17 protein-coding genes are annotated in these 18,679 nt (G+C 68.6%); 10 read left to right on the top strand and 7 right to left on the bottom strand.

Translation table 11 applies throughout. The annotated features are described in order from the left end of the window. Positions 1-34: 34 nt before the first annotated feature. A complete protein-coding gene (locus AC1RKE_RS07635) occupies positions 35-1,324 on the top strand; it encodes a metallophosphoesterase family protein (RefSeq protein WP_492896728.1) in 1,290 nt (429 codons plus the stop codon). Beyond that, positions 1,321-4,830 (top strand): ATP-binding protein, encoded by a 3,510-nt coding sequence (locus AC1RKE_RS07630; RefSeq protein ID WP_492896726.1) that lies wholly within the window; start codon positions 1,321-1,323, stop codon positions 4,828-4,830. The genes AC1RKE_RS07635 and AC1RKE_RS07630 overlap by 4 nt, the downstream gene beginning before the upstream one ends. A 488-nt stretch (positions 4,831-5,318) precedes the next feature. Here AC1RKE_RS07630 and AC1RKE_RS07625 read toward each other — a convergent pair whose 3' ends face one another. From AC1RKE_RS07625 to AC1RKE_RS07595, 7 genes are all read right to left on the bottom strand, one after another. Next, entirely contained in the window at positions 5,319-6,620 is a 1,302-nt protein-coding gene (locus tag AC1RKE_RS07625; RefSeq protein ID WP_492896724.1) for a site-specific integrase, read from the bottom strand. A 185-nt stretch (positions 6,621-6,805) separates the two neighbouring features. Continuing rightward, positions 6,806-8,248 carry a M20/M25/M40 family metallo-hydrolase gene (locus AC1RKE_RS07620; RefSeq protein WP_348683242.1) on the bottom strand — a complete coding sequence of 481 codons (1,443 nt, stop codon included), beginning with the start codon at positions 8,246-8,248 and terminating at the stop codon, positions 6,806-6,808. Positions 8,249-8,288: 40 nt separating this feature from the next. After that, the gene (locus AC1RKE_RS07615; protein ID WP_054766378.1) at positions 8,289-8,528 is read right to left on the bottom strand and encodes a DUF3297 family protein; all 240 of its coding nucleotides are present in this window, start codon (positions 8,526-8,528) and stop codon (positions 8,289-8,291) included. A 300-nt stretch (positions 8,529-8,828) separates the two neighbouring features. Then, positions 8,829-9,713 (bottom strand): MotE family protein, encoded by an 885-nt coding sequence (locus tag AC1RKE_RS07610; protein WP_054766379.1) that lies wholly within the window; start codon positions 9,711-9,713, stop codon positions 8,829-8,831. A 17-nt stretch (positions 9,714-9,730) separates the two neighbouring features. Continuing rightward, positions 9,731-10,321 carry a DUF6468 domain-containing protein gene (locus tag AC1RKE_RS07605; RefSeq protein ID WP_054766380.1) on the bottom strand — a complete coding sequence of 197 codons (591 nt, stop codon included), beginning with the start codon at positions 10,319-10,321 and terminating at the stop codon, positions 9,731-9,733. After that, positions 10,321-11,361, bottom strand: a complete 1,041-nt coding sequence (gene fliM / locus AC1RKE_RS07600; protein WP_054766381.1) for a flagellar motor switch protein FliM — start codon at positions 11,359-11,361, stop codon at positions 10,321-10,323. The genes AC1RKE_RS07605 and fliM overlap by 1 nt, the downstream gene beginning before the upstream one ends. A gap of 3 nt (positions 11,362-11,364) precedes the next feature. Then, on the bottom strand, positions 11,365-12,048 hold the full coding sequence (locus AC1RKE_RS07595) for a flagellar basal body-associated FliL family protein (RefSeq protein WP_348684569.1): 684 nt from the start codon (positions 12,046-12,048) through the stop codon (positions 11,365-11,367). Positions 12,049-12,224: 176 nt separating this feature from the next. On the opposite strand from AC1RKE_RS07595, the gene flgF reads away from it, so the two are divergent. From flgF to AC1RKE_RS07555, 8 genes are all read left to right on the top strand, one after another. Beyond that, positions 12,225-12,965: a flagellar basal-body rod protein FlgF gene (gene flgF / locus AC1RKE_RS07590; protein ID WP_348684568.1), complete on the top strand. Its 741-nt coding sequence runs from the start codon at positions 12,225-12,227 to the stop codon at positions 12,963-12,965. Between the two features lie 12 nt (positions 12,966-12,977). Next, complete coding sequence (gene flgG, locus AC1RKE_RS07585; RefSeq protein WP_054766384.1) at positions 12,978-13,766, top strand: flagellar basal-body rod protein FlgG; 789 nt, start codon at positions 12,978-12,980, stop codon at positions 13,764-13,766. A 3-nt stretch (positions 13,767-13,769) separates the two neighbouring features. After that, complete coding sequence (locus AC1RKE_RS07580) at positions 13,770-14,363, top strand: flagella basal body P-ring formation protein FlgA (RefSeq protein ID WP_152950759.1); 594 nt, start codon at positions 13,770-13,772, stop codon at positions 14,361-14,363. Positions 14,364-14,374: 11 nt separating this feature from the next. After that, positions 14,375-15,112, top strand: a complete 738-nt coding sequence (flgH, locus tag AC1RKE_RS07575; RefSeq protein ID WP_152950760.1) for a flagellar basal body L-ring protein FlgH — start codon at positions 14,375-14,377, stop codon at positions 15,110-15,112. A 98-nt stretch (positions 15,113-15,210) separates the two neighbouring features. Then, on the top strand, positions 15,211-15,687 hold the full coding sequence (locus AC1RKE_RS07570; RefSeq protein ID WP_152950761.1) for a hypothetical protein: 477 nt from the start codon (positions 15,211-15,213) through the stop codon (positions 15,685-15,687). A 52-nt stretch (positions 15,688-15,739) separates the two neighbouring features. Further along, positions 15,740-16,183, top strand: coding sequence for a hypothetical protein (locus AC1RKE_RS07565; protein ID WP_152950762.1), 444 nt, complete (start codon positions 15,740-15,742; stop codon positions 16,181-16,183). 11 nt (positions 16,184-16,194) lie between these two features. Beyond that, the gene (locus tag AC1RKE_RS07560; protein ID WP_395941860.1) at positions 16,195-16,695 is read left to right on the top strand and encodes a hypothetical protein; all 501 of its coding nucleotides are present in this window, start codon (positions 16,195-16,197) and stop codon (positions 16,693-16,695) included. A 56-nt stretch (positions 16,696-16,751) separates the two neighbouring features. Next, positions 16,752-18,566 (top strand): DUF885 domain-containing protein, encoded by a 1,815-nt coding sequence (locus AC1RKE_RS07555; RefSeq protein WP_348684441.1) that lies wholly within the window; start codon positions 16,752-16,754, stop codon positions 18,564-18,566. The last annotated feature ends 113 nt before the right edge of the window (positions 18,567-18,679 follow it).

The raw sequence follows: 18,679 nt of genomic DNA, 5'->3' as shown, positions 1-18,679 counted from the left end.
TCGCGGCGGTGGGGGTGATCGTCCGTAGTGGCGCATGATCGATGGCGGCGTTAGCGTCGCCTCCAGGGAGCTCAGGATGGACTTCAGGTTTCTGCACGCGGCGGACATTCACCTCGACAGCCCCCTGAACGGGCTGTCGGCGTATGACGGCGTACCCATCGAGACGGTGCGCACCGCCACACGAGGAGCGCTGGACAACCTGGTGGCCTACGCTATCGAGGAGAAGGTCGCTTTCGTGGTGATCGCGGGCGATCTCTACGACGGGACCTGGGAAGCCTTCTCCACAGGGCTCTATTTCTGCGCCGCCATGGGCCGGCTGGGCCAGGCCGGTATCGACGTCTTCCTCGTCTACGGAAACCACGACGCCGAATCCCACCTCACCAAGCAACTGCCGCGCCCTGCGAACCTAAAGGTATTCCGCGCCGACCGCCCCGAGACCTTCATCCACGAGCCCACCGGCGCGACCCTGCACGGGCAGAGCTACAAGGCCCGTGACCCCGGCGGTGATCTCTCGGCAGGCTACCCCGCCGCCCGCCCAGGCAGCTTCAATGTTGGGGTGCTGCACACCGCGCTCAACGGCGATCGCGGACATGCGCCCTATTCGCCCTGCCACCCGGATCAGCTGGCCGCAAAGGGCTATGACTACTGGGCGCTTGGGCACGTCCACAGCTTCGAGGTGGTCCGCGCCGATCCCCACATCGTCTTTCCGGGCAACCTGCAGGGGCGCCACGTGAAGGAGACCGGCCCCAAAGGCGCCGCCCTGGTGACGGTTAGCGAGGGACGTGTGGAGGCGGTGGAGCATGTAGCGCTGGATGTGGTGCGCTGGGCGCTGGCGGAGGTGGACCTCACGGGCGCCGCCGAAGAGCGCGAGGCTCACGACCGGATCCGCGAGGCCCTGGAACGGGCCCTCTCGTCCGAAGCCGAGGGCCGGCCGCTCATGGCGCGGGTGCGCCTGGCGGGCGCAACCTCCCTGCACGACCAGCTTGCAGCCGAACGCAACGCGCTGCGCGAAGCGGCGAGAGCCATCGCCACGTCGCTGTCGGACGCGCTCTGGATCGAGAAGGTGGCGCTCGCCACCGAGCCTTTGGCCGCGCCGACGCCCATCGGCGACGACATGACATCGCTCCTGACGGAGCTCGCCGCAGATCCCACGGTTGCCGCCGCGGTGGCCAGCGACCTCGCAGCCTTCCTGACGCGGGCTCCGGCCGAGCTCGACAATGAGCTGCCGCTCCTGGGGGAGGCCCGCCAGGGCCGCCTAGAGGCCGTGCTCGCGGACGCCGCGGCCGCCCTGCGCGCGCGGCTGCGCGACGGAGCGCCGGCGTGAGGTTTGCGAAGCTGCAGCTGATCCGCTACGGGCGCTTCGCGGATTGCAATCTCGTGTTCCCATCCGGCGACTGCGATCTCCAGATCATCCTCGGTCCCAACGAGGCCGGGAAATCCACCACCCTGTCGGCCGTTAGCGACCTGCTCTTCGGGTTTCCCGCGCGCACGCGGTTCGGGTTCAAGTTCGACCAGCGTCTCCTGCGGGTGGGGGCCGTCATCGAAGCCGGCGGCGAGTCGCTGGAGATGCGTCGGCGAAAGGGCAATGTGGACACCCTCCTGGGCGCGGACGACGCGCCTCTCGACGCCCACCTCCTGCGACCACACCTTGGCGGCCAGACCCGCGAGACCTTCGAGCGCATGTTCGGCCTGAACCATGCCGCGCTTCGCGCCGGCGGGAAGCTCATCGTCGAGGCCAAGGACGATGTTGGGGCGGCCATCTTCGCGGCCGGCTCGGGCTTGCTGCAGGTGACCCGCGTTTGCGAACAGCTCGATGCGGAAGCCGCCGCCATATGGGCGCGCACCGCTGGCGACAGCCGTCGCTACACGGCCGCGCTTAGCGCCTATCAGGCCGCGAAGGTGACCCTGAAGGAGGTGGAGGTCCGGCCCACAGCCTGGGCCAAGGCGAAACGGGAACTGGAAGGTGTCGAAGCAGAGCTCGCCCAGCGCAAGGCCGCGCGCGCGGACCTGCAGACGGCGCAGCGCACGATCCAGAGGAAGCAGCTCGTCCTAGGACCTCAGGCGGAGCGCCAACTAGCCCTGGCAAAGCTCGTCGAACTCGGCGACGCCCCCGAGCTCAGCGCGGAGGCAACCACGCGTCTCGAGGCCGCCATCGACGCCGCCCAAAGCGCGCGCACCGAGATCAACCTAGCGCAGTCCGAACTCGAGCGGCTGCAACGGGATGTCGAGACCATCCGCCCTTCCGAGGCGGTGCTAGCGGCGGCTCAGGAAGCTGATGCGCTGAAGGAGCTCAAAGGCATCGTCGACGATGGCGAGACCCGCCTCCCGGCGCTCGAGGCGGAGCTTGCCGCGGTCAGACGCAGGACCGAGACCGCCGTCACGGAAATCGGGTGGCCTGCCGAACCGCCTGAGGCCGTGAAGGCGCGGCTGCCCGGCCGCCCGACGATCGCAGAACTCCGCGACCTGGTGGATCGCCGCCGGGTGATCGACGAGCAGGCGCGCGCCGCCGGAGAGGCGGTCGCCGAGGCCGCCGCCGCGGCCGACCGTCTCCGCGGAGACGCCGACGCGCTACCGGCGCGAACCGACGTGGGGCCCCTGCAGATCCTCCTGGGCGAGCTGCGCGCCTCCGGTCTTACCCAGACCCGCCAACAGGCGGAGAAGGATCGGGCGGAGCTGGAGCGGCTGCTGGCGTCTCACCTGCGCGCACTGGTTCCTTGGCGCGGAGGCGCTCCGGCGTTGCGCGCGCTCCCGCCGATCGCTGAGGAGGACGCGGATCATGTCCTCTCCCAGATCGAGTCTGCCCGCACCGTACTCGCCAGCGCCACCCAGGCCTGCGACCGGGAAGCCGCCCGCCTGGAGCAGCTGCGGCTGGAGCGCCGGCATGCGGCGCTCGATCACCCGACGCCGACGCTCGAAGACCTGGACGCCTCCAGGGAGGCCCGCTCTGAAGCCTGGGCACCGTTGAGGGCCCAGCTGAGAGGCGAGTCCGAGCTGCATGACCCCGTCGCCTCCCTCGACATCTACGAGGCGAAAGTGCTGGGCGCCGACCGCCTGGCCGACGAACGCTTCGTAGGCGCCGAGCACGCCGGCGGGCTAGCCGCCAAAGAGCGTGAGATCGAGAAGGCCGAGCTGCAGCTGCAGCTCGCCGAGCGCGGTCGCAGTCGGGCGGGCTCCGAACTGTTGGCGGCCGAGTCCGCGTTCAATGAGCTCATGGGCGCGCTTGGCGTCGCGCTCTCCCCCGAGGCCTATCCCGCGTGGCGAGACGCGCGAGACACCGCCCTCCAGCACGCCGATGGGCTCGATATCGCCACAGCCGCCCTGGAGGCGGCGCTCGATGCGGAATTCACGGCGCGGCTGGCGCTTCACCAGGCCCTGGGTCGGACGGACGGTGAGCCCGCCTCGCTGCAGCAACTCCTCTCAGAGGCCGAGCAGATCATCGCCGCGGCCAGCGCGGCCCTGGCGCAGGAGCGTGAACTCCAGGGCAAGCTGGCTGCGGCCGAAGACGCATATCAACGCGCCCTACAGCAGCGCGAGCGCGCCAAGGCCGCAGACGTTGCCTGGAAGGAGACCTGGACGTCGGCCCTCGCCCGCGCCGTTCTCCCCACCGAGACGTCGCTTCCGGCGGTCCGGACGCGGCTGGACCTGATCGACGCTGTTCGCGTGGACCTAGACAGCCTCCTCGACCTGCAGAACCGGGTCGAGGCCATTGGCGCGACCCGCGAAGAATTCGAGCGCCGGCTCAACGCCGTTGCGCTTCAATCGAGCCTGGTGACGAGCGATGGTCTCTCCACCACCTACCCGGCCCTGCAGAGCGCCTGCCGGGACGCGCTGTCGCGAGCGGCGCGGGTCAAGGGCCTGGAAGCCGATATCGCCGCCGCGACGACTCGCCGGGAAAAGGCGATCGAAGCCCTGGCCAGAGCGAAGTCGGATTTGAGCCCGCTGCTCAGCGCCAGCGGCGGGGCGGAGGACACCGCGGCCCTTCGGAGGGTCCTGGCGCGCTGGGCCGAGGTCGCCCGACTGCGGACCCGGGTCGAGGAGCTCGAGTGCCGGATTGTCGGGCACGGCGAGGGACGCGCTCTGGACGCCCTGCTGGAGGAGGTCGCCGGCCTCGAGCCCGACAGCCTCGCGGCCGAAGCCGAAGAGGTCGCGGCCCAGCTCGACGAGATCAACCCGAAGATGGACGAGCTGAGCGAAACGCGTCGCGCCGCCCTCATGGCTTTCGAAGCCTTGGACGATCGCGCGGACGCGGCCATAGCGGCCGCCGCCATGGCCGGCGCGCGCAGCGAGATGGCCTTCCAGGCCGACCTCTACATCCGCAAGCGCGCCGAGGCGCGTCTGCTGCGGACGGTGGTGGAGCGATACCGGCAGGAGAAGCAGGCCCCGCTCCTGACCCGGGCGTCGTCCCTCTTCGCCACGCTCACCCTGGGCGCCTTCGGCGGGTTGATGGTGGATTATGAGGACGACACGCCACGGCTGGTGGGCGTCCGCGCAGACCGCGAGACGCTGGTGAGCGTGGACGGTATGAGCGACGGGACGGTCGACCAGCTCTACCTCGCCCTGCGCATCGCGGCCGTTGAGGATGCGGTCGCTCAGGGGTTTCGGCTTCCCTTCGTGGCCGATGACCTGTTCATCAATTTCGACGACGAGCGATCAGCGGCGGGCTTCAGGGTCCTGGCCGAACTGGCCCGCAAGACCCAAGTTCTGTTCTTCACTCACCACTCTCATCTTGCTGCCGTCGCCCACAATGCACTGGTGCCTGCGAAGGTCTCAGTCTGTGGCCTGGAGAGGGACACGGTACAGACGAGTATGACCGCACCCACTACGGGCTAGGCGGTGTTATGGCTGGCCTTAGGCCGCCCCAGTCGCGTCCGAGGATCGCCACTGCGGCAAGGGAGAGAGCAAACTGGCTTTGCACCCGCCCTACAGCCGACCTTTCGAAGGGCAGCTATGAGTGATTCATGGACTTTGGTGCGGGCGGCCGGGATCGAACCGGCAAGGGCTTTCGCCCGACGGATTTTCGTACCACTTCGGCTTTCGCCGCCGGCCCCGGTTCGGACCGTTCGTGGTCTGGACTATCCCTTCGTCATAGCCCGAAGGCCTTAGACGCCGCCCGTCTAGTCTCTACACCTTCCCGCCAGAGACGGGCTTGGCTCGGGATCGCCATCTGACAGGGTTCCCCGACTTTGAGCGGTTCTACGTCCGGGGTTTCCCCCGGCGCACTCAATCCTCAGCTTAAGTCCGTTGCGTCTACCAGTTTCGCCACGCCCGCAGGCTGAAGCGTCTCTATAGCTGCGTTCGTGCTGCGCCCCAAGGCGAGTTCAGTCGACGTCCGTCGCCTGACCGCTCGCCGCCCGCCGTTTCGCGGGCTTGGGCTTGCGGACGTTGATGGCCGAGGCGTCCAGCACGTTCTTGATGTGAGAGGCATAGTACTTCTCGATCATCTCGACGCTGGTCCGGCAGTTCTTCGCGACCTGGTAGATGTCGGCGCCCTCCATCAATCGCATCGAGATGTAGGTGTGACGCAGGCTATAGGCCGTGCGGGGATTGCCCTCTCGGTCCCTCTTCAGATCGAGCTCGTCGAGGACCGCATTCAGCAGTTCGCGCTGAACCAGACCGAACACGAGATCGGTCGGCTGGCCATCCTTCCGTTTGCGAACCCGTTCGAAGGGCAGCACCGCGCCGGGCATGCTTTTGCAGAACCCGGTGCCGCGCTTGCCGCGCACCTCGATCTCGAGAATCCGCTCACCGGTCGAATCGTCCTCGACGATGGAGACATCGCGGAACTCCAAGCGCTGCGCCTCGTCCGGCCGCAGCCCGGTATTGACCATGAACAGGATGAAGTCGTGGAACTGTTCGCTTTCCGCGCGCCACCGCTCCTTCTTCGGGTTTTTGGCCCGCTCCCGGGTGGCCTCATAGAGGCGCTTGTACTCTTCGGGAGAAAACCAGGCCCGGTGGCTGACCTTGCCGGAGGCGCGATAGGGACTGGACATATCCGGCAAGGCGGCGATCCATCCCTTCCGGTTTGCAGTCTTCAAGACCTGGCGCAGACAGACCATCTCGTTGTGGAGGGTCTGACGGCTCGGCCGCTTCCACGCGCGTAGCTTGCCGATGCGCTCCCGTCCGTTTCTCACGTAGCGAACCCGCTCAGGTTCGGTCGGAGGCGTGACGCGGTGGACTCGGTATTCCTGGATGCGCCCCGCCGTGACCTGCGACACGGGCAGGTCCCCGAAGTAGGGCAGAAGATGGAGCCGTAGCACCCGCGCCTTGCTGGCGACGTATTGGGCGTTGCGTTCGCCCAAGGTCATCGCCTCGAATTCCAGGAGGAAGGCCGAAACTGCCTCGCGGAACGTCTTCTCGCCCGCTCGCGTCCTCGGCGTTTCAACAGGGATGGCCGGCTGCCCTGGCGCAACGATGATCCCGCCGCGTCGGCGCAGCCGATCCTCCGCGACCCGATCAAGGTACCAGTCCCGCGCATACTCAAGTGCGTAGGCCAGGTTCTCCTGCTTGGTCGACTGCCGATGATTACGACCGCTGAGATAGGTCGCGCACTGCCAGAAGCGGCTGTTCTCTCGCCGGTACACATGGACCCGGCCGTCCATGAGCGTGTGAGACTCGGACACATCGCCTCCTTGCCGTCGCCGGCAAATGTGTAAGGCCTGTGTAAGTCTCTAAGCCGACTAACCGTTTGTTTTTACTACGTAAACATACGGTGTTACGGTTTTAAGTCTGCTGCGTCTACCAGTTTCGCCACGCCCGCGAGCCGGTCCGGCTCTATAGCCAGAACCGGCGGCCGGGGCCAAGCGGCTCAGCGCGCAGGCGTGGCCGGGGCGGCGGGGCGCATGGCGCGGAAATCGACGTCCGAATCGGCGATCAGCCACAGCAGCCCCGCCCAGGCGGCGACGTTCTGGCTCAGTTGGGCCGGGTCGATCTTGTCCAGGGTGTCGTTGGCCGTGTGGTGCAGGTCGAAATAGCGGGTTCCGTCCTGGGCCAGGCCGAAGAAGGGCACGCCCAACGGCCCCATAGGCCCGACATCGACCCCGCCCTCGGTCTCGACGCGGTCCGAGGCCAGGACGCCGATCGGATAGAGGACGCGCGTGGCGGCCTTCTGGAAGTCGGAGCCTTGCGCGCCGGCCGGCAGCCGCAGCGCATAGACCCGGTCGGCGCCGAAGTCGCTCTCGCCGGCGATGATGTGCTTGTCCAGGGCGGCGCCTTGGTTGCGGGCGTAGACGCCGCCGCCGTTGCCGGTCCGGGGCGTCGGCTGGGCCACCTCTTCGGAACCATAGAAGATGACGCGCAGGGTGCGCGCCGGGCGACGGCCGCTGTCGGCGATGGCCTTGGCTGCGGCCACCGTAATGGCGCCGCCCGCTCCGTCGTCGATCGCGCCGGTGCCCAGATCCCAGCTGTCCATGTGCGAGCCCAGGACGATGATCTCGTCCGGACGGCTGGCGCCGGGCAGGTCGCCGATCACGTTCTGGCTGTGGGTCTCATAGGTATGGGCCGTCGAGGTCAGGCGCATCCGCACCGGCTCGCCCAGGGCGACCAGGCGGCTGACCTGGTCGGCGTCCGGCGCCGACAGGGCGAAGGCGGGGATGGTCGGCTTGCCGTCTACATAGCGGGTGGTGCCGGTGTGCGGCATCCGGTCCTCGTCGGACCCGACCGAGCGCATCACGAAGGCCGCCGCCCCCTTGGCCGCGGCGACGCCCGGCCCGGCCCCGCGCACGCGGGTCTGGGGACCATAGCCCGAGCCGTCCTGCATCGGATGCATCTGGCCCAAATCGACATAGACGATCTTGCCCCGCACAGCGGCGTCCGGCGCGGCCTGAAGGTCTTCCATCGAGGCGAAACGGACGATCTCGGCCTCGACTCCGCCTGTGGGGGTGGCTGGCGAATGGCCCAGCGCGGCGGCGACCAGGGCCTGGGCGTGGTCGCCGACAATGGCGGCGGAGCTTTCGCCCCGCTCCCACCCGACCAGAGGAAACTCTTCGATGCGGACGTTCTGGAAGCCGTGGGCGCGCAGATAGTCGGCGGCCCAGGCGGCGGCGTCCTGTTCGGCTTTCGATCCCGCCGGGCGCGCGCCGAACCGGGTCGTCAGCTGGGTGACGTAGTCCAGGGCGATGTTGGAGCGCAGGGCCGCGTCGCGAATGGCGATCGCCCGCTCCACCGTCGCGGCGTCCTGGGCCTGAGCCAGGGGGGCGAAGGCGGCGACGCCCAAGGCGACGGCGCTGGCGGTCAGCAGACGAAGGGACATGGGCGCGGCTCCACTTGGAAAGCCGCGACCCTAGAAAGAGTCAGCCGTTCTGGAAATAGGGTTCCACCGTCCCCTGCAACTTGACGGTCAGGGCCTTGCCCTTGCGGTCCACGCGATTGCCCAGAGCCAGCCGCACCCAGCCCTCGGAGACGCAATATTCCTCGACATTGGTCTTTTCCTCGCCCTTGAACCGGACGCCGACGCCGCGCTGCAACGCCTCGGCGTCGTGATAGGGGCTGGACGGGTCGACGGAGAGGCGGTCGGGAGGCGTGTCGGACATGGTCGGTCAGCGGGCTCGTAGGTCGGAAAGGCGCGGTGATAGCCGCGCCCGGCCGCCCTGCCAACCGAAACCGCCGCTCAGAACCCGAGCCAGAGCCGCGCCAGCGGTATGGCCAGCCACAGGGGCGCCGTCAGCAGGCCGCGCGCCAGAGGGCGCCGAAGGCGGTGCGCGATATAAAGAACTTCCCCGAGCATGGCGGACCATCCTCAATGCCTCGCCCCAATCGGGCGTGAAGGGAGGATGCGCCAAAAGGGTTAGCGGATCGCCGTCATCCCGCTAGGGATGAATCCGCAAGGGACGTCACTGCACCGTCTGGCGCGGCTGGGCGTCGGCGGCCGAGGGCTGATAGGCTTGGGGACCGCTGGCCGGAGCGGCGGCGGGGGTCGCGGTCGGGCGGGCGGCTGGACGGTTCGCCGGGCGGCGGGCGGCCGGACGCGGGGTCTGACGCGCCGGGGTCGCCGCAGCAGGCGTCGGCGCCGGGGACGCAGCCGTCGGACCAGAACCCGGCGTCGCGGGCGCGGCGGCGGCCGGGGCGGGGGTCGCTTCGGCGGCGGCGGCGCGGGCCGCCATCTGCTGCGCCTGGAAGCGGGCGGCCATCTTCTCCGTCAGCTCCTTGGCCTGGGCCGGCGTCATCTGGGCCATGACGGCCGCCAGGGTGCGCGGCCGCATGGCCGCCGCGACCGGCAGACGAACCCGATCCTCCAGCGAAGCCATGACGGGGGCGGCGTCCTTGGGCCGCATGGCCGAATAGACCTGAACCAGCCGGTCGATCTCGGCCTTTTCGCGCTCGTCGACCTGGCCCAGCATCTGCTTCATCTCGGCCTTCAGCGCCTCCAGCGCCTTAACCTTGGCGTCCAGCTTCTGCTCGGCGGCGACCATCAGCGGCAGGGTGGTGGCGAAGTCCTGATCCCGCGCGTCCAGCTCGGTTCGGCGCGCCGACAGGGACTGGATGATCTTCAGCTCGGCCGGAGAAATGCCGGCCTGCTGCGCCAGCTGTTCGGGCGACAGGGCGCAGGTGCCGGCCGGGGCGGGCTTGGGCGCCGCAGCGGCGGCGGCCGGCGCAGCCTCCTCGGCCCAGGCCTTGGCGCCTTCGAACAGGCCCGGCGCGACGCCGACCGCGCGCACGGCGACGACCCCGCCGATGGCGACGGCGATCAGGGGGAGAAGGCGGGGGATGCGGGCCATGAAAGAAGGTTCCGAACTCAGGCGGCGAACAAGTCGTCGTCCAGATTACGACGCGCGGCGTTGAGGCTTTGTTTTGCGGTTTGGTTAGCGGAGCCGACGGCGGTCAGGGCCTGGACGATGGCGGCGACATTGTCGCGCCCGGCCGGCGCCCGGCCCGTCGCGGCGCTCGCGACGGTCGGGGTCATGCCCTGGATGCGTTCGGCCAGGGCGGCCATGCGGCGGGCGCGCTCGTCGTCGTCATTGACCAGGGCGGCCGGCGAAGGGGCGATCGCGGCCGAACGAACCGGTTCGGGACGGGCGACCGCCTCCTCTTCCCGGCTCCGGCTCGTCGCGGTCGGGGCCCGCGCGATCAGAACCTCCAGCTGCTGCTTGACCTCGCGCGCCTTGATGATCCGGTCGTGCAGCAGATCCGTCTCCTGGCCCGAGGCGCGCAGATTGGCGAGGGCGGCCTCGGCGCGGCCGGCGGCGGCGTTCAGCTCGGTCACCGCCTGGGCGAAGGCGATCTGCCCGGTGCGAAGGGCCGCCAGCTTGCGCTCCAGCTTGATCCCGTAGCCGACCGCCGCGACCAGCAGCAGCATCAGGACGGCGTCCATGATCATTCCAGCCATCAGCGCGCGCCCTTTATTCTTGCGGCGGATTCAGGGCTGATCGGCCCTTCGACGCGCACGGCGATATGTTGTCCCTTTCGGCCCATGCGACCGGTCGTCAGGGGGATGGAGCCCGCACGGATCGAAACCTCCGAATCCGGCGTGGCGTTCAGCATCATCGTGTCCCCGACCTTCAGGTTCAGGACGCTGGACAGGGGCATGACCTGCTCGTCCAGCACCGCCCGCACCTCGGTTTCGGTGGTCCAGATCTCGGTGGCCAAGTGGCCTTCCCAGATGTTGTCGCGGCCGAACTTCTCACCCATGAACTGCTGCAGCAGCATCTTGCGGATCGGCTCCAGCGTCGCATAGGGCAGGAGCAGTTCGATCCGTCCGCCGCGATCCTCCATGTCGATCCGCAGCTTGATCAGGATGGCGGCGTTGGCCGGGCGCGCAATGGCGGCGAAGCGCGGATTGGTCTCCAGCCGGTCCAGATTGAAGGTGACCGGGGTCAAGGGCTCGAACGCCTGGCGGGCGTCGTTCAGCACCACCTCCACCATCCGCTGCACCAGCACCCGTTCGATGGTGGTGTAGGGCCGCCCCTCGATCCGCAGGGCCGCCGTGCCGCGACGGCCGCCCAGCAGCACGTCGACGATCGAATAGATCAGGTTGGAATCGACGGTCAGCAGGCCGTAGTTGTCCAGTTCCTCGGCCCGAAACACCGCCAGGATGGCCGGCAGAGGGATGGAGTTCAGATAGTCGCCGAACCGGATCGACGAGATGTTGTCCAGCGACACCTCGACGTTGTCCGAGGTGAAGTTGCGCAAGCTGGTCGTCATCAACCGCACCAGGCGGTCGAACACGATTTCCAGCATCGGCAGGCGTTCGTATGAGACGAGCGCCGAGTTGATGATGGCGCGAATGCCGGACTTTTCCGACCCGTCGTCGTCGCCGAGATCGAAGCCCAGCAGGCTGTCGATCTCGTCCTGGTTCAGGACGCGCTCGGACAGGGCGTCCGCAGGATCGCCCAGTCCGGCCAGGGAATCGATCGGCGCGTCGGTCATCGCCTATTGCACCAGCATTTCTTCGATCAGAACGGCGTCGACCTTGCCCGGCGCGGCGACCAGATTGATGCGGCGCAGAAGCTCGGCGCGCAGCTGATAGGTGCCGGCGGAACCGCTCAGATCCTCGGGGCGAAGCTCCCGCACGAAGCCCGTGAACATGTCCTGCAGGCGCGGCATTTCTTCCTGCAGATGCGTCGCCACCTCGGCGTCATGCATCTCCAGCGTCAGCTTCAGCTTCAGGAAGGTGGGGCGTCCGTCCGGCGACTGGATGTTCATCACCATGTCCGGCAGGGTGTAGAAGGTGACGCCGTCCGGCCCTTCCGAAATCTTGCCCAGCGACGGATCGGCCTCGCCCTCCTTGCCGCCCCCGCCGTGGCCGCCGCCCTTTTCGTCGCCCTTCTTCTCTTCCTTGCCGTGACCGCCCTTTTCCTCGGCCTTGGCTTCGCCGTGGCCGCCTTCCGGCGCGGCGGCTTCCTCGCCATGCGCCTCGGCCGGCTTGGGCTTCATCAGGAAGAAGGCGGCCGCGCCGCCGCCGCCAAGGACCAGCAGGGCGACCGGGGCGATGATGAACAGGATCGGCAGCTTCTTTTTCTTGGGCGCGCCTTCTTCGCCCTCGGCGCCCGCCTCGGCCTCGGTCTCGGCCGCGTCGGCGCTGGGGTCGCCCTTCTTCTTGCCAAGTTTCAACATGCGCTCGCCCCGGAGAATCTACAGGGGAAGATCGGCCCGACTTGGTTAATGCGACGTTTACAAACGGCAGTTTTTGCCGAGCGAACCCGGCCCTCCTCCCCCTCAAAGCCCCGCCGCGCCTGAATTAACCCTGTTGGCACGGTCATTGCGTAAGGGATTTCCGAAGGAGCCTCGTCGTGGAAAACGCCGCCTATATCGGACTGTCCCGTCAGATGACGCTGCGCCGCGAGCTGGACATCGTGGCCAACAACATCGCCAACGCCGACACCACCGGCTTCAAGGTGGAGCAGCTGATGGTCGGGACGGAAGTCGGCCAGCGGGCGCGCAACGACGCCATCCGGCCATCGGCCAGCTTCGTGCTGGACAACGGCGTCGGCCGGGACTTCGGCCAGGGCGCCATGTCCGAGACGGGCCGCACGCTGGACTTCGCCATCGCCGGCGAAGGCGCCTTCTTCACCGTGCGGGACGGCGCCGCCGGCGAAGCCTACACCCGCGACGGCGCCTTCACCCTGGACCCCGAAGGCCGGCTGACCACCAAACAGGGCGCGCCTGTGCTGAGCGGCGGCGCCGAGATCGTGCTGGACCCTGCGCTGGGCGCCATATCGGTCGGCGCGGACGGCTCCATCACCCAGGCGGGCCAGATCACAGGCCGCCTCTCCGTCGTCCGCTTCGACACGCTCGGCGTTCTGGAGAAGGGCGGCGACGGCCTCTACCGCAACGGCTCCAACACCCAGCCGGTCGAGGCGAACGACGCCCAGGTCCATCAGGGCGCTCTGGAAGCCTCCAACGTCAACTCCCTCGTCGAGATCACCAACCTGGTCGAGATCAGCCGCGCCTATGAGAGCGTCACCCGGATGATCGAGAACACCACCGACCTGAGCCGTCGCGCCGTCGAGCGCCTCGGCAAGGTCGCATAAGGAACCCTGGACATGCGCGCACTTCGCACCGCCGCCTCGGGCATGGCCGCCCAGCAGCTGAACGTGGAGGTCATCTCCAACAACATCGCCAACATGAACACGGTGGGCTTCAAGAAGCAGCGCGCCGAGTTCCAGGATCTGCTCTATCAGAACGTCGAACGGATGGGGGCCCAGTCCTCCAGCCAGGGCACGGTCGTCCCGACGGGCATTCAGATCGGCGCCGGCGTCAAGGCCGGGGCGGTCTATCGCGTGACCGAACAGGGCACGCCCCAGCAGACCGGCAATCCCTATGACATGGCGATCGACGGCCGCGGCTATTTCCAGGTGACCCTGCCCTCGGGCGAGATCGGCTACACTCGCGCGGGCAATCTGCAGCTCAGCCCCGAAGGCCAGATCGTCACCGACGACGGCTATCCTCTGGAACCGGCGATCTCGATCCCGCAGGACACGGTCAAGCTGACCATCTCCAAGACCGGCCTGGTCCAGGCGACGCAGCAGGGTCAGACGGCGCCGACCACCGTGGGCCAGATCCAGTTGGCGACCTTCTTCAACGAGGCGGGCCTGGAAGCGATCGGCGACAATCTTTTGCTGGAGACGGCCGCCTCGGGCGCCGCCAACATCGGCTCGCCCGGCGACGTCGGTTTCGGCCAGATCCTGCAGGCCTATACCGAAGCCTCGAACGTCGATGCGGTGTCCGAGATCAGCGCCCTGATCATCGCCCAGCGCGCCTATGAGATGAACTCCAAGGTCATATCGACGGCGGACCAGATGATGTCGGTCACCTCCCAGGTGAAGGGCTGAGCCATGAAGATCGTTCGTAACGCCCTGGCCCTGACCGCCGTCTTCGCCGCGATCGCCGGCGCCGCCTCAGCCGGCTCGGTGGTCCTGAAGTCCAACCCTGTCGACGACGACGGCCGGGTGACGCTGGGCGACCTGTTCGAGGGCGCGGGCGCCGCCTCTGAGGTGGTGGTGGCCCAGCGCGTTGGCCCGTCCGTCGTTCTGGAAGCCGGCGCCCTCCAGGCCCAGGCGCGTCAGGCGGGTCTTGACTGGGACAATCCGACGGGCCTGCGTCGAGTCGCCGTGCGTCGCGCCGCCGCCGTCCCGGTTCAGACCGCCGCCGCCTCGGCCGGCCAGACGGCCCGCCCCGCCTTTGTCTCCGCCGGCGCCCAGGTCATCGCCCGCAACGACATGGTGCGCGTCACCTATCAGGTCGGGGGCGTCAATCTCAGCGTCATGGGCAAGGCGCTGCGCAACGCCGCCCTGGGCGAGCCCGTGGCGGTCATGAACACCTCCTCCAACCGCATCATCGACGCCGTGGCCTCCGGTCCCGGCCAGGCCCTTGCCGGTCCCGCCGCCGACATGGTCCGCGCCAATCCTCAACAATTCGCCGCCCGCTAGGGAAGTCCGTCATGCGTAAGCTCGTCCTCGCCGCCGCCGTCTCCGCCGCCTCCCTGGGCGCCTGCTCCACCGCCGTCGAGGCGGTGCGCGGCCCCCAACTGGCGCCCATCGGCTATCCCGCCGCCCTGGTTCCCACCCAGCAGGCCTATATGGCCGCCCCGGCGATGCGGACTGAATCGACCCCCGCCAGCGCCAACAGTCTGTGGCGGGTCGGCGCCCGCACCTTCTTCGGCGACCAGCGCGCCCGTCACGTCGGCGACATCCTGACCGTCCGCATCGACATCGACGACCGCGCCCAGACCCAGAACACGACCCAGCGGTCGCGGTCCAACGACGCCTCGACCGGAGTGTCCAACTTCTTCGGCCTAGAGAGCAGCCTGGGCCGCGCCTTCCCCGGCGGTTTCGATCCGGCCAAGATGGTCGGGCTGGAAGGCGAAACGAACGCCTCGGGCTCGGGCTCGGTCAACCGGTCCGAAAAGGTCTCTCTGACCATCGCCGCCGTCGTCACCGAGGTTCTGGCCAACGGCAATATGGTCATCCAGGGCCGCCAGGAGGTCCGCACCAATCGTGAGGTTCGCGAACTGACCGTCGCCGGCATCGTGCGGCCGGAAGACATCTCCTCGGCCAATTCGATCAACCACACCCAAATCGCCGAGGCCCGCATCTCCTACGGCGGTCGGGGCGACATCAGCCGGATGCAGGCCACCCCCGCCGCGCAGAGCCTGGTGGAGCGCTTCAGCCCGTTCTGATCCGCTGCGGCGCGAAAGCCACAACCATCAACCGCGCAAGCGGAGCCGTGAACTGTTGACGGATACCCGCGTTTGACCGTCAGACGCGAGTTAATCAAATGTTCAAGGTTCTGATCCCCGCCGCCGCTGCCATCGCCTTGGTCGCCTTCGCCGCCAAGCCGCAGGCGACCGAGCCCTCGGCCCATATGTCGGCGGAAACGCCGGCCATGGCCTGGCATCTGAGCCACGAGGGCGCCATGGCCAAGCTGGCCTACGGCGTAGCCAACTCCGATCAGTTGGCCCTGATGGTCACCTGCTCGCCCGGCGACCGGACGGCCGTGGTCTATGGCGACGTTCAGCCGGACACGCCTCGCCTGATCAACGCCTCGCACGGTCCCAGCCTGATCGATCCCTTGACCGGCGGCGACGCTACGGAGTCGCGCCTGTCCTTGCAGGACGCCAGTCTGAAGGGTCTCGCCGACCGCGGCGTGATGCGGGTTCAGGGCGATGCAGGCCAGTTCGACCTGACCGCTGACAGGGCCGAGCGGCGAATGATCGCGGACTTTCTGGCCTATTGCGGGTCTTCGCGCGCTTGACAAAATACGCGGCTGACGCAGGCTTGAGTTCCACCGCCAGCAGGGCCGACCGATGAACCTCATTCTCGCCGCCCTCCTGGCTTTCGGCCAGGCGGGAGCTCCGCGCGCCGCCCCGGTCTGGACCTGGACCCTTTATGAGAACGAGGGTCCGGTCGTTCTGGCCAATGAGGCGCCCGACACGCCCAATCTTCGCGCCACCGTGGAATGTGATCCGCGCTCAGGCGTCGTGGACCTTACGGTATACAAGGAAGACGCCCCGGCGCCCGGCGCCGCCTTCGCGCGCCTGAGCTCCGGCGACGTCGCCGCGACCAGTCCGGCCCGGTTCGGACGGCGGGGACGGCTGCAGGTGACGGTCCGCACCGACCATCCGCTGTTCGCCGCCTTCGTCGGCTCGGGCGATCTGACCATTCAGACGGGCGATCGAACAGACCGGGTGGCCATCCCCCGCGCCCATCTTGCCAAGCTGCGCCGTTTGGCGGACCGTTGCGCCGGTTGAGGAGACCGACCATGTCCCGGCTTAAGCTGATCCCGCCCCTTCTGTCCGTCGCGGCCCTGGCCGCCTGCGCGACCCAGCCGCCGACGGCCGACCTGTCCCCGGCCGCATCCGCCCCCGCCCCGACGCCGGGCTACGACTGGATCCGCAACACGGACGAGCCGCCGCAACAGGCCCTGGTCTACGGCATGGCCCACAGCGACGAGGTCAAGCTTCAGCTCTTCTGCCGTCCGGGTTCCGACGCGCTGGACCTGGCCGCCATGCTCGACAAGCCGGCGCGCCAGCTGCGGCTGGAGTCGGGCGGCGACACCGAAACCTATCGCGCCACCTCGGAAGAGGCGGCGATCAGCGACGGCTACTACGCCCAGGCCCGCGCCCACACGAAGGACCCCGTCTTCCAGCGGTTCCGCCGGCTGGGCTGGATCGCCGTCTGGGACGGGGACGAACGTCACGCCTACGCCGCCCGCCCCGCCGCCGTGGCCGAGATCGAACGCTTCTTCGCCGCCTGCGGATGACGGCTTGACGCCCCCCGTCCGCTACGCTTGCGTGGCGGTTGAAAGCGGAGGGCGTCATGAAGATCATCGGTTTGGCCGTTGCGGCCGGTTTGGCGACGGCGGCGACCGGCGCAGCGGCGGCCCCGGAGGCTGCGCAGGCGGGGGTCCCAGTGGAGGCTCCCGTGGCGGCGCCGGCGACGGCCCGCCCGGCTGAGGCGGCGCTGAACGCCCTGATCGCGGACTACGAAGCCTATCTGAAGGCGATCGACCCCTTCGCTGCGGGCGGAGAGGGCGATGTGGAGGCCATGGGCCGGGTCCCCGACCTGTCGCGCGCCTTCGAACTGGCCCAGCGCGCGCCGCTGGAAGCCTTCGTCGCCCGGCTCGAGACCATCGACCCGGCAAGTCTTTCCCAGGCGGGGCGGATCAACCACGCCTTCCTGCTGTACAGCCTGAAGCGCGGCGTCGAGGGTCTGGATTACGACGCCTCTCGCCTGGCCTTCGACAGCGAAGGCGGGCCCGGAACCTGGGCCCTCTATGTCGGTCAGAGCACCCGGCTGAACACGGTGGCGGAGGCTCAGGCCTATATCCGGCGCATCCGGGGCTTCGGCGACATCTACGCCCAGACCACCGATAACGCCCGGCGGGGTCTCGCCACCGGCATGGTCCAGCCCCGCTCCGTCACCGAAAGCGCCCTGGCCGGGGCGCGCAACGACGTGGCGATCACGCCCGAGGACGAGCCCCTGCTCAAACCCTTCGCCACCCTGCCGGCCACCATCGCCCCCGCCGACCGCGACCGGCTGAGGGCCGAGGCCGCCGCTGCGGTCGCCGCCGTCATCGTCCCCGCACGCCGCGCCTGGCTGGCCTTCCTGGAGACTGAGTACCTGCCCAAGGCTCCGATCGAGCCCGGTCTGGGGAACCGCCCCGGCGGCAAGGCCCTCTACGCCTATCTGGTGCGCGGCCACACCACCACGGACCTGACGCCGGACCAGATCCACCAGATCGGCCTGTCCGAGGTCGCCCGCATCCGCGCCCGGATGGAGATCGAGATGAAGGCCGCCGGCTGGACCGGCGACTTCGCCGGCTTTTTGAACTTCCTGCGCACCGACCCGCAATTCTACGCCCAGACGCGCGAGGACCTGCTGGAGAAGGCGTCGGAGATGGCCAAGCGTGCGGACGGCGGCCTGCCCGCCCTGTTCGCCACCCTGCCCCGCCTGCCCTATGACGTGCAGCCGGTCCCGCCCCAGATCGAGGCGACCTACACCACCGGCCGCTACAATCCCGGCTCTATGCAGAACGGCGTCCCTGGCCACTATGTGGTCAACACGTCGAAGCTGGACCAGCGCCCCCTGTACGAACTGCCGGCCCTGACCCTGCACGAGGCCGTGCCCGGCCACCACCTTCAGATCGCCCTGCAGCAGGAGGCCGAGGACCAGCCCTATTTCCGCCGCCAGGCCAATGTCACCGCCTTCACCGAGGGCTGGGGCCTGTACGCCGAATATCTGGGCGAGGAGATGGGCTTCTACCGCACGCCCTATGAACGCTTCGGCCGCCTGTCCTACGAGATGTGGCGCGCCTGCCGCCTGGTGGCCGACACCGGCCTGCACTGGATGGACTGGACCGAGGAACAGGCCCGCGCCTGTTTCCGCGACAACTCGGCCCTGGCGCCCCACAATATCGAGACCGAGCTTCAGCGCTACATCGGCTGGCCCGGCCAGGCCACGGCCTACAAGATCGGCGAGATCCGCCTGCGCGAAATCCGCGCCCGGGCGGAACGCGAACTGGGGCCGAAGTTCAACATCCGCACCTTCCACGACGCCCTGCTGACGGAGGGCCCGCTGCCGCTGGCCCTGCTGGACCAGCGGATGGACGCCTGGATCGCGGCGGAGAAATAGGACCTTCCCCCGCTTGCGGGGGAAGTGTCAGGTCGTGGCGCGCAGCGACACGCCTGACGATGGGGGAAGTCTTCTGTTCAAACGAGACTCCCCTCTCCGACCCTGGTCCGCTG

It is taken from the genome of Brevundimonas sp. GW822-FHT03E11 (assembly GCF_058801445.1).
The sequence above is the reverse complement of the archived record's forward strand: the minus strand, read 5'-3'. Positions and strand labels throughout refer to the sequence as shown.

Bases quoted from the DNA above. Each gene is read 5' to 3' on its own strand.
- AC1RKE_RS07635 (WP_492896728.1), top strand. From the start codon at position 35: ATGATCGATGGCGGCGTTAGCGTCGCCTCCAGGGAGCTCAGGATGGAC.
- AC1RKE_RS07620 (WP_348683242.1), bottom strand. From the start codon at position 8,248: ATGTCCCTTCGTCTGCTGACCGCCAGCGCCGTCGCCTTGGGCGTCGCC.
- AC1RKE_RS07615 (WP_054766378.1), bottom strand. From the start codon at position 8,528: ATGTCCGACACGCCTCCCGACCGCCTCTCCGTCGACCCGTCCAGCCCC.
- AC1RKE_RS07610 (WP_054766379.1), bottom strand. From the start codon at position 9,713: ATGGCCCGCATCCCCCGCCTTCTCCCCCTGATCGCCGTCGCCATCGGC.
- AC1RKE_RS07605 (WP_054766380.1), bottom strand. From the start codon at position 10,321: ATGGCTGGAATGATCATGGACGCCGTCCTGATGCTGCTGCTGGTCGCG.
- fliM (WP_054766381.1), bottom strand. From the start codon at position 11,361: ATGACCGACGCGCCGATCGATTCCCTGGCCGGACTGGGCGATCCTGCG.
- AC1RKE_RS07595 (WP_348684569.1), bottom strand. From the start codon at position 12,048: ATGTTGAAACTTGGCAAGAAGAAGGGCGACCCCAGCGCCGACGCGGCC.
- flgG (WP_054766384.1), top strand. From the start codon at position 12,978: ATGCGCGCACTTCGCACCGCCGCCTCGGGCATGGCCGCCCAGCAGCTG.
- AC1RKE_RS07580 (WP_152950759.1), top strand. From the start codon at position 13,770: ATGAAGATCGTTCGTAACGCCCTGGCCCTGACCGCCGTCTTCGCCGCG.
- flgH (WP_152950760.1), top strand. From the start codon at position 14,375: ATGCGTAAGCTCGTCCTCGCCGCCGCCGTCTCCGCCGCCTCCCTGGGC.
- AC1RKE_RS07570 (WP_152950761.1), top strand. From the start codon at position 15,211: ATGTTCAAGGTTCTGATCCCCGCCGCCGCTGCCATCGCCTTGGTCGCC.
- AC1RKE_RS07565 (WP_152950762.1), top strand. From the start codon at position 15,740: ATGAACCTCATTCTCGCCGCCCTCCTGGCTTTCGGCCAGGCGGGAGCT.
- AC1RKE_RS07560 (WP_395941860.1), top strand. From the start codon at position 16,195: ATGTCCCGGCTTAAGCTGATCCCGCCCCTTCTGTCCGTCGCGGCCCTG.
- AC1RKE_RS07555 (WP_348684441.1), top strand. From the start codon at position 16,752: ATGAAGATCATCGGTTTGGCCGTTGCGGCCGGTTTGGCGACGGCGGCG.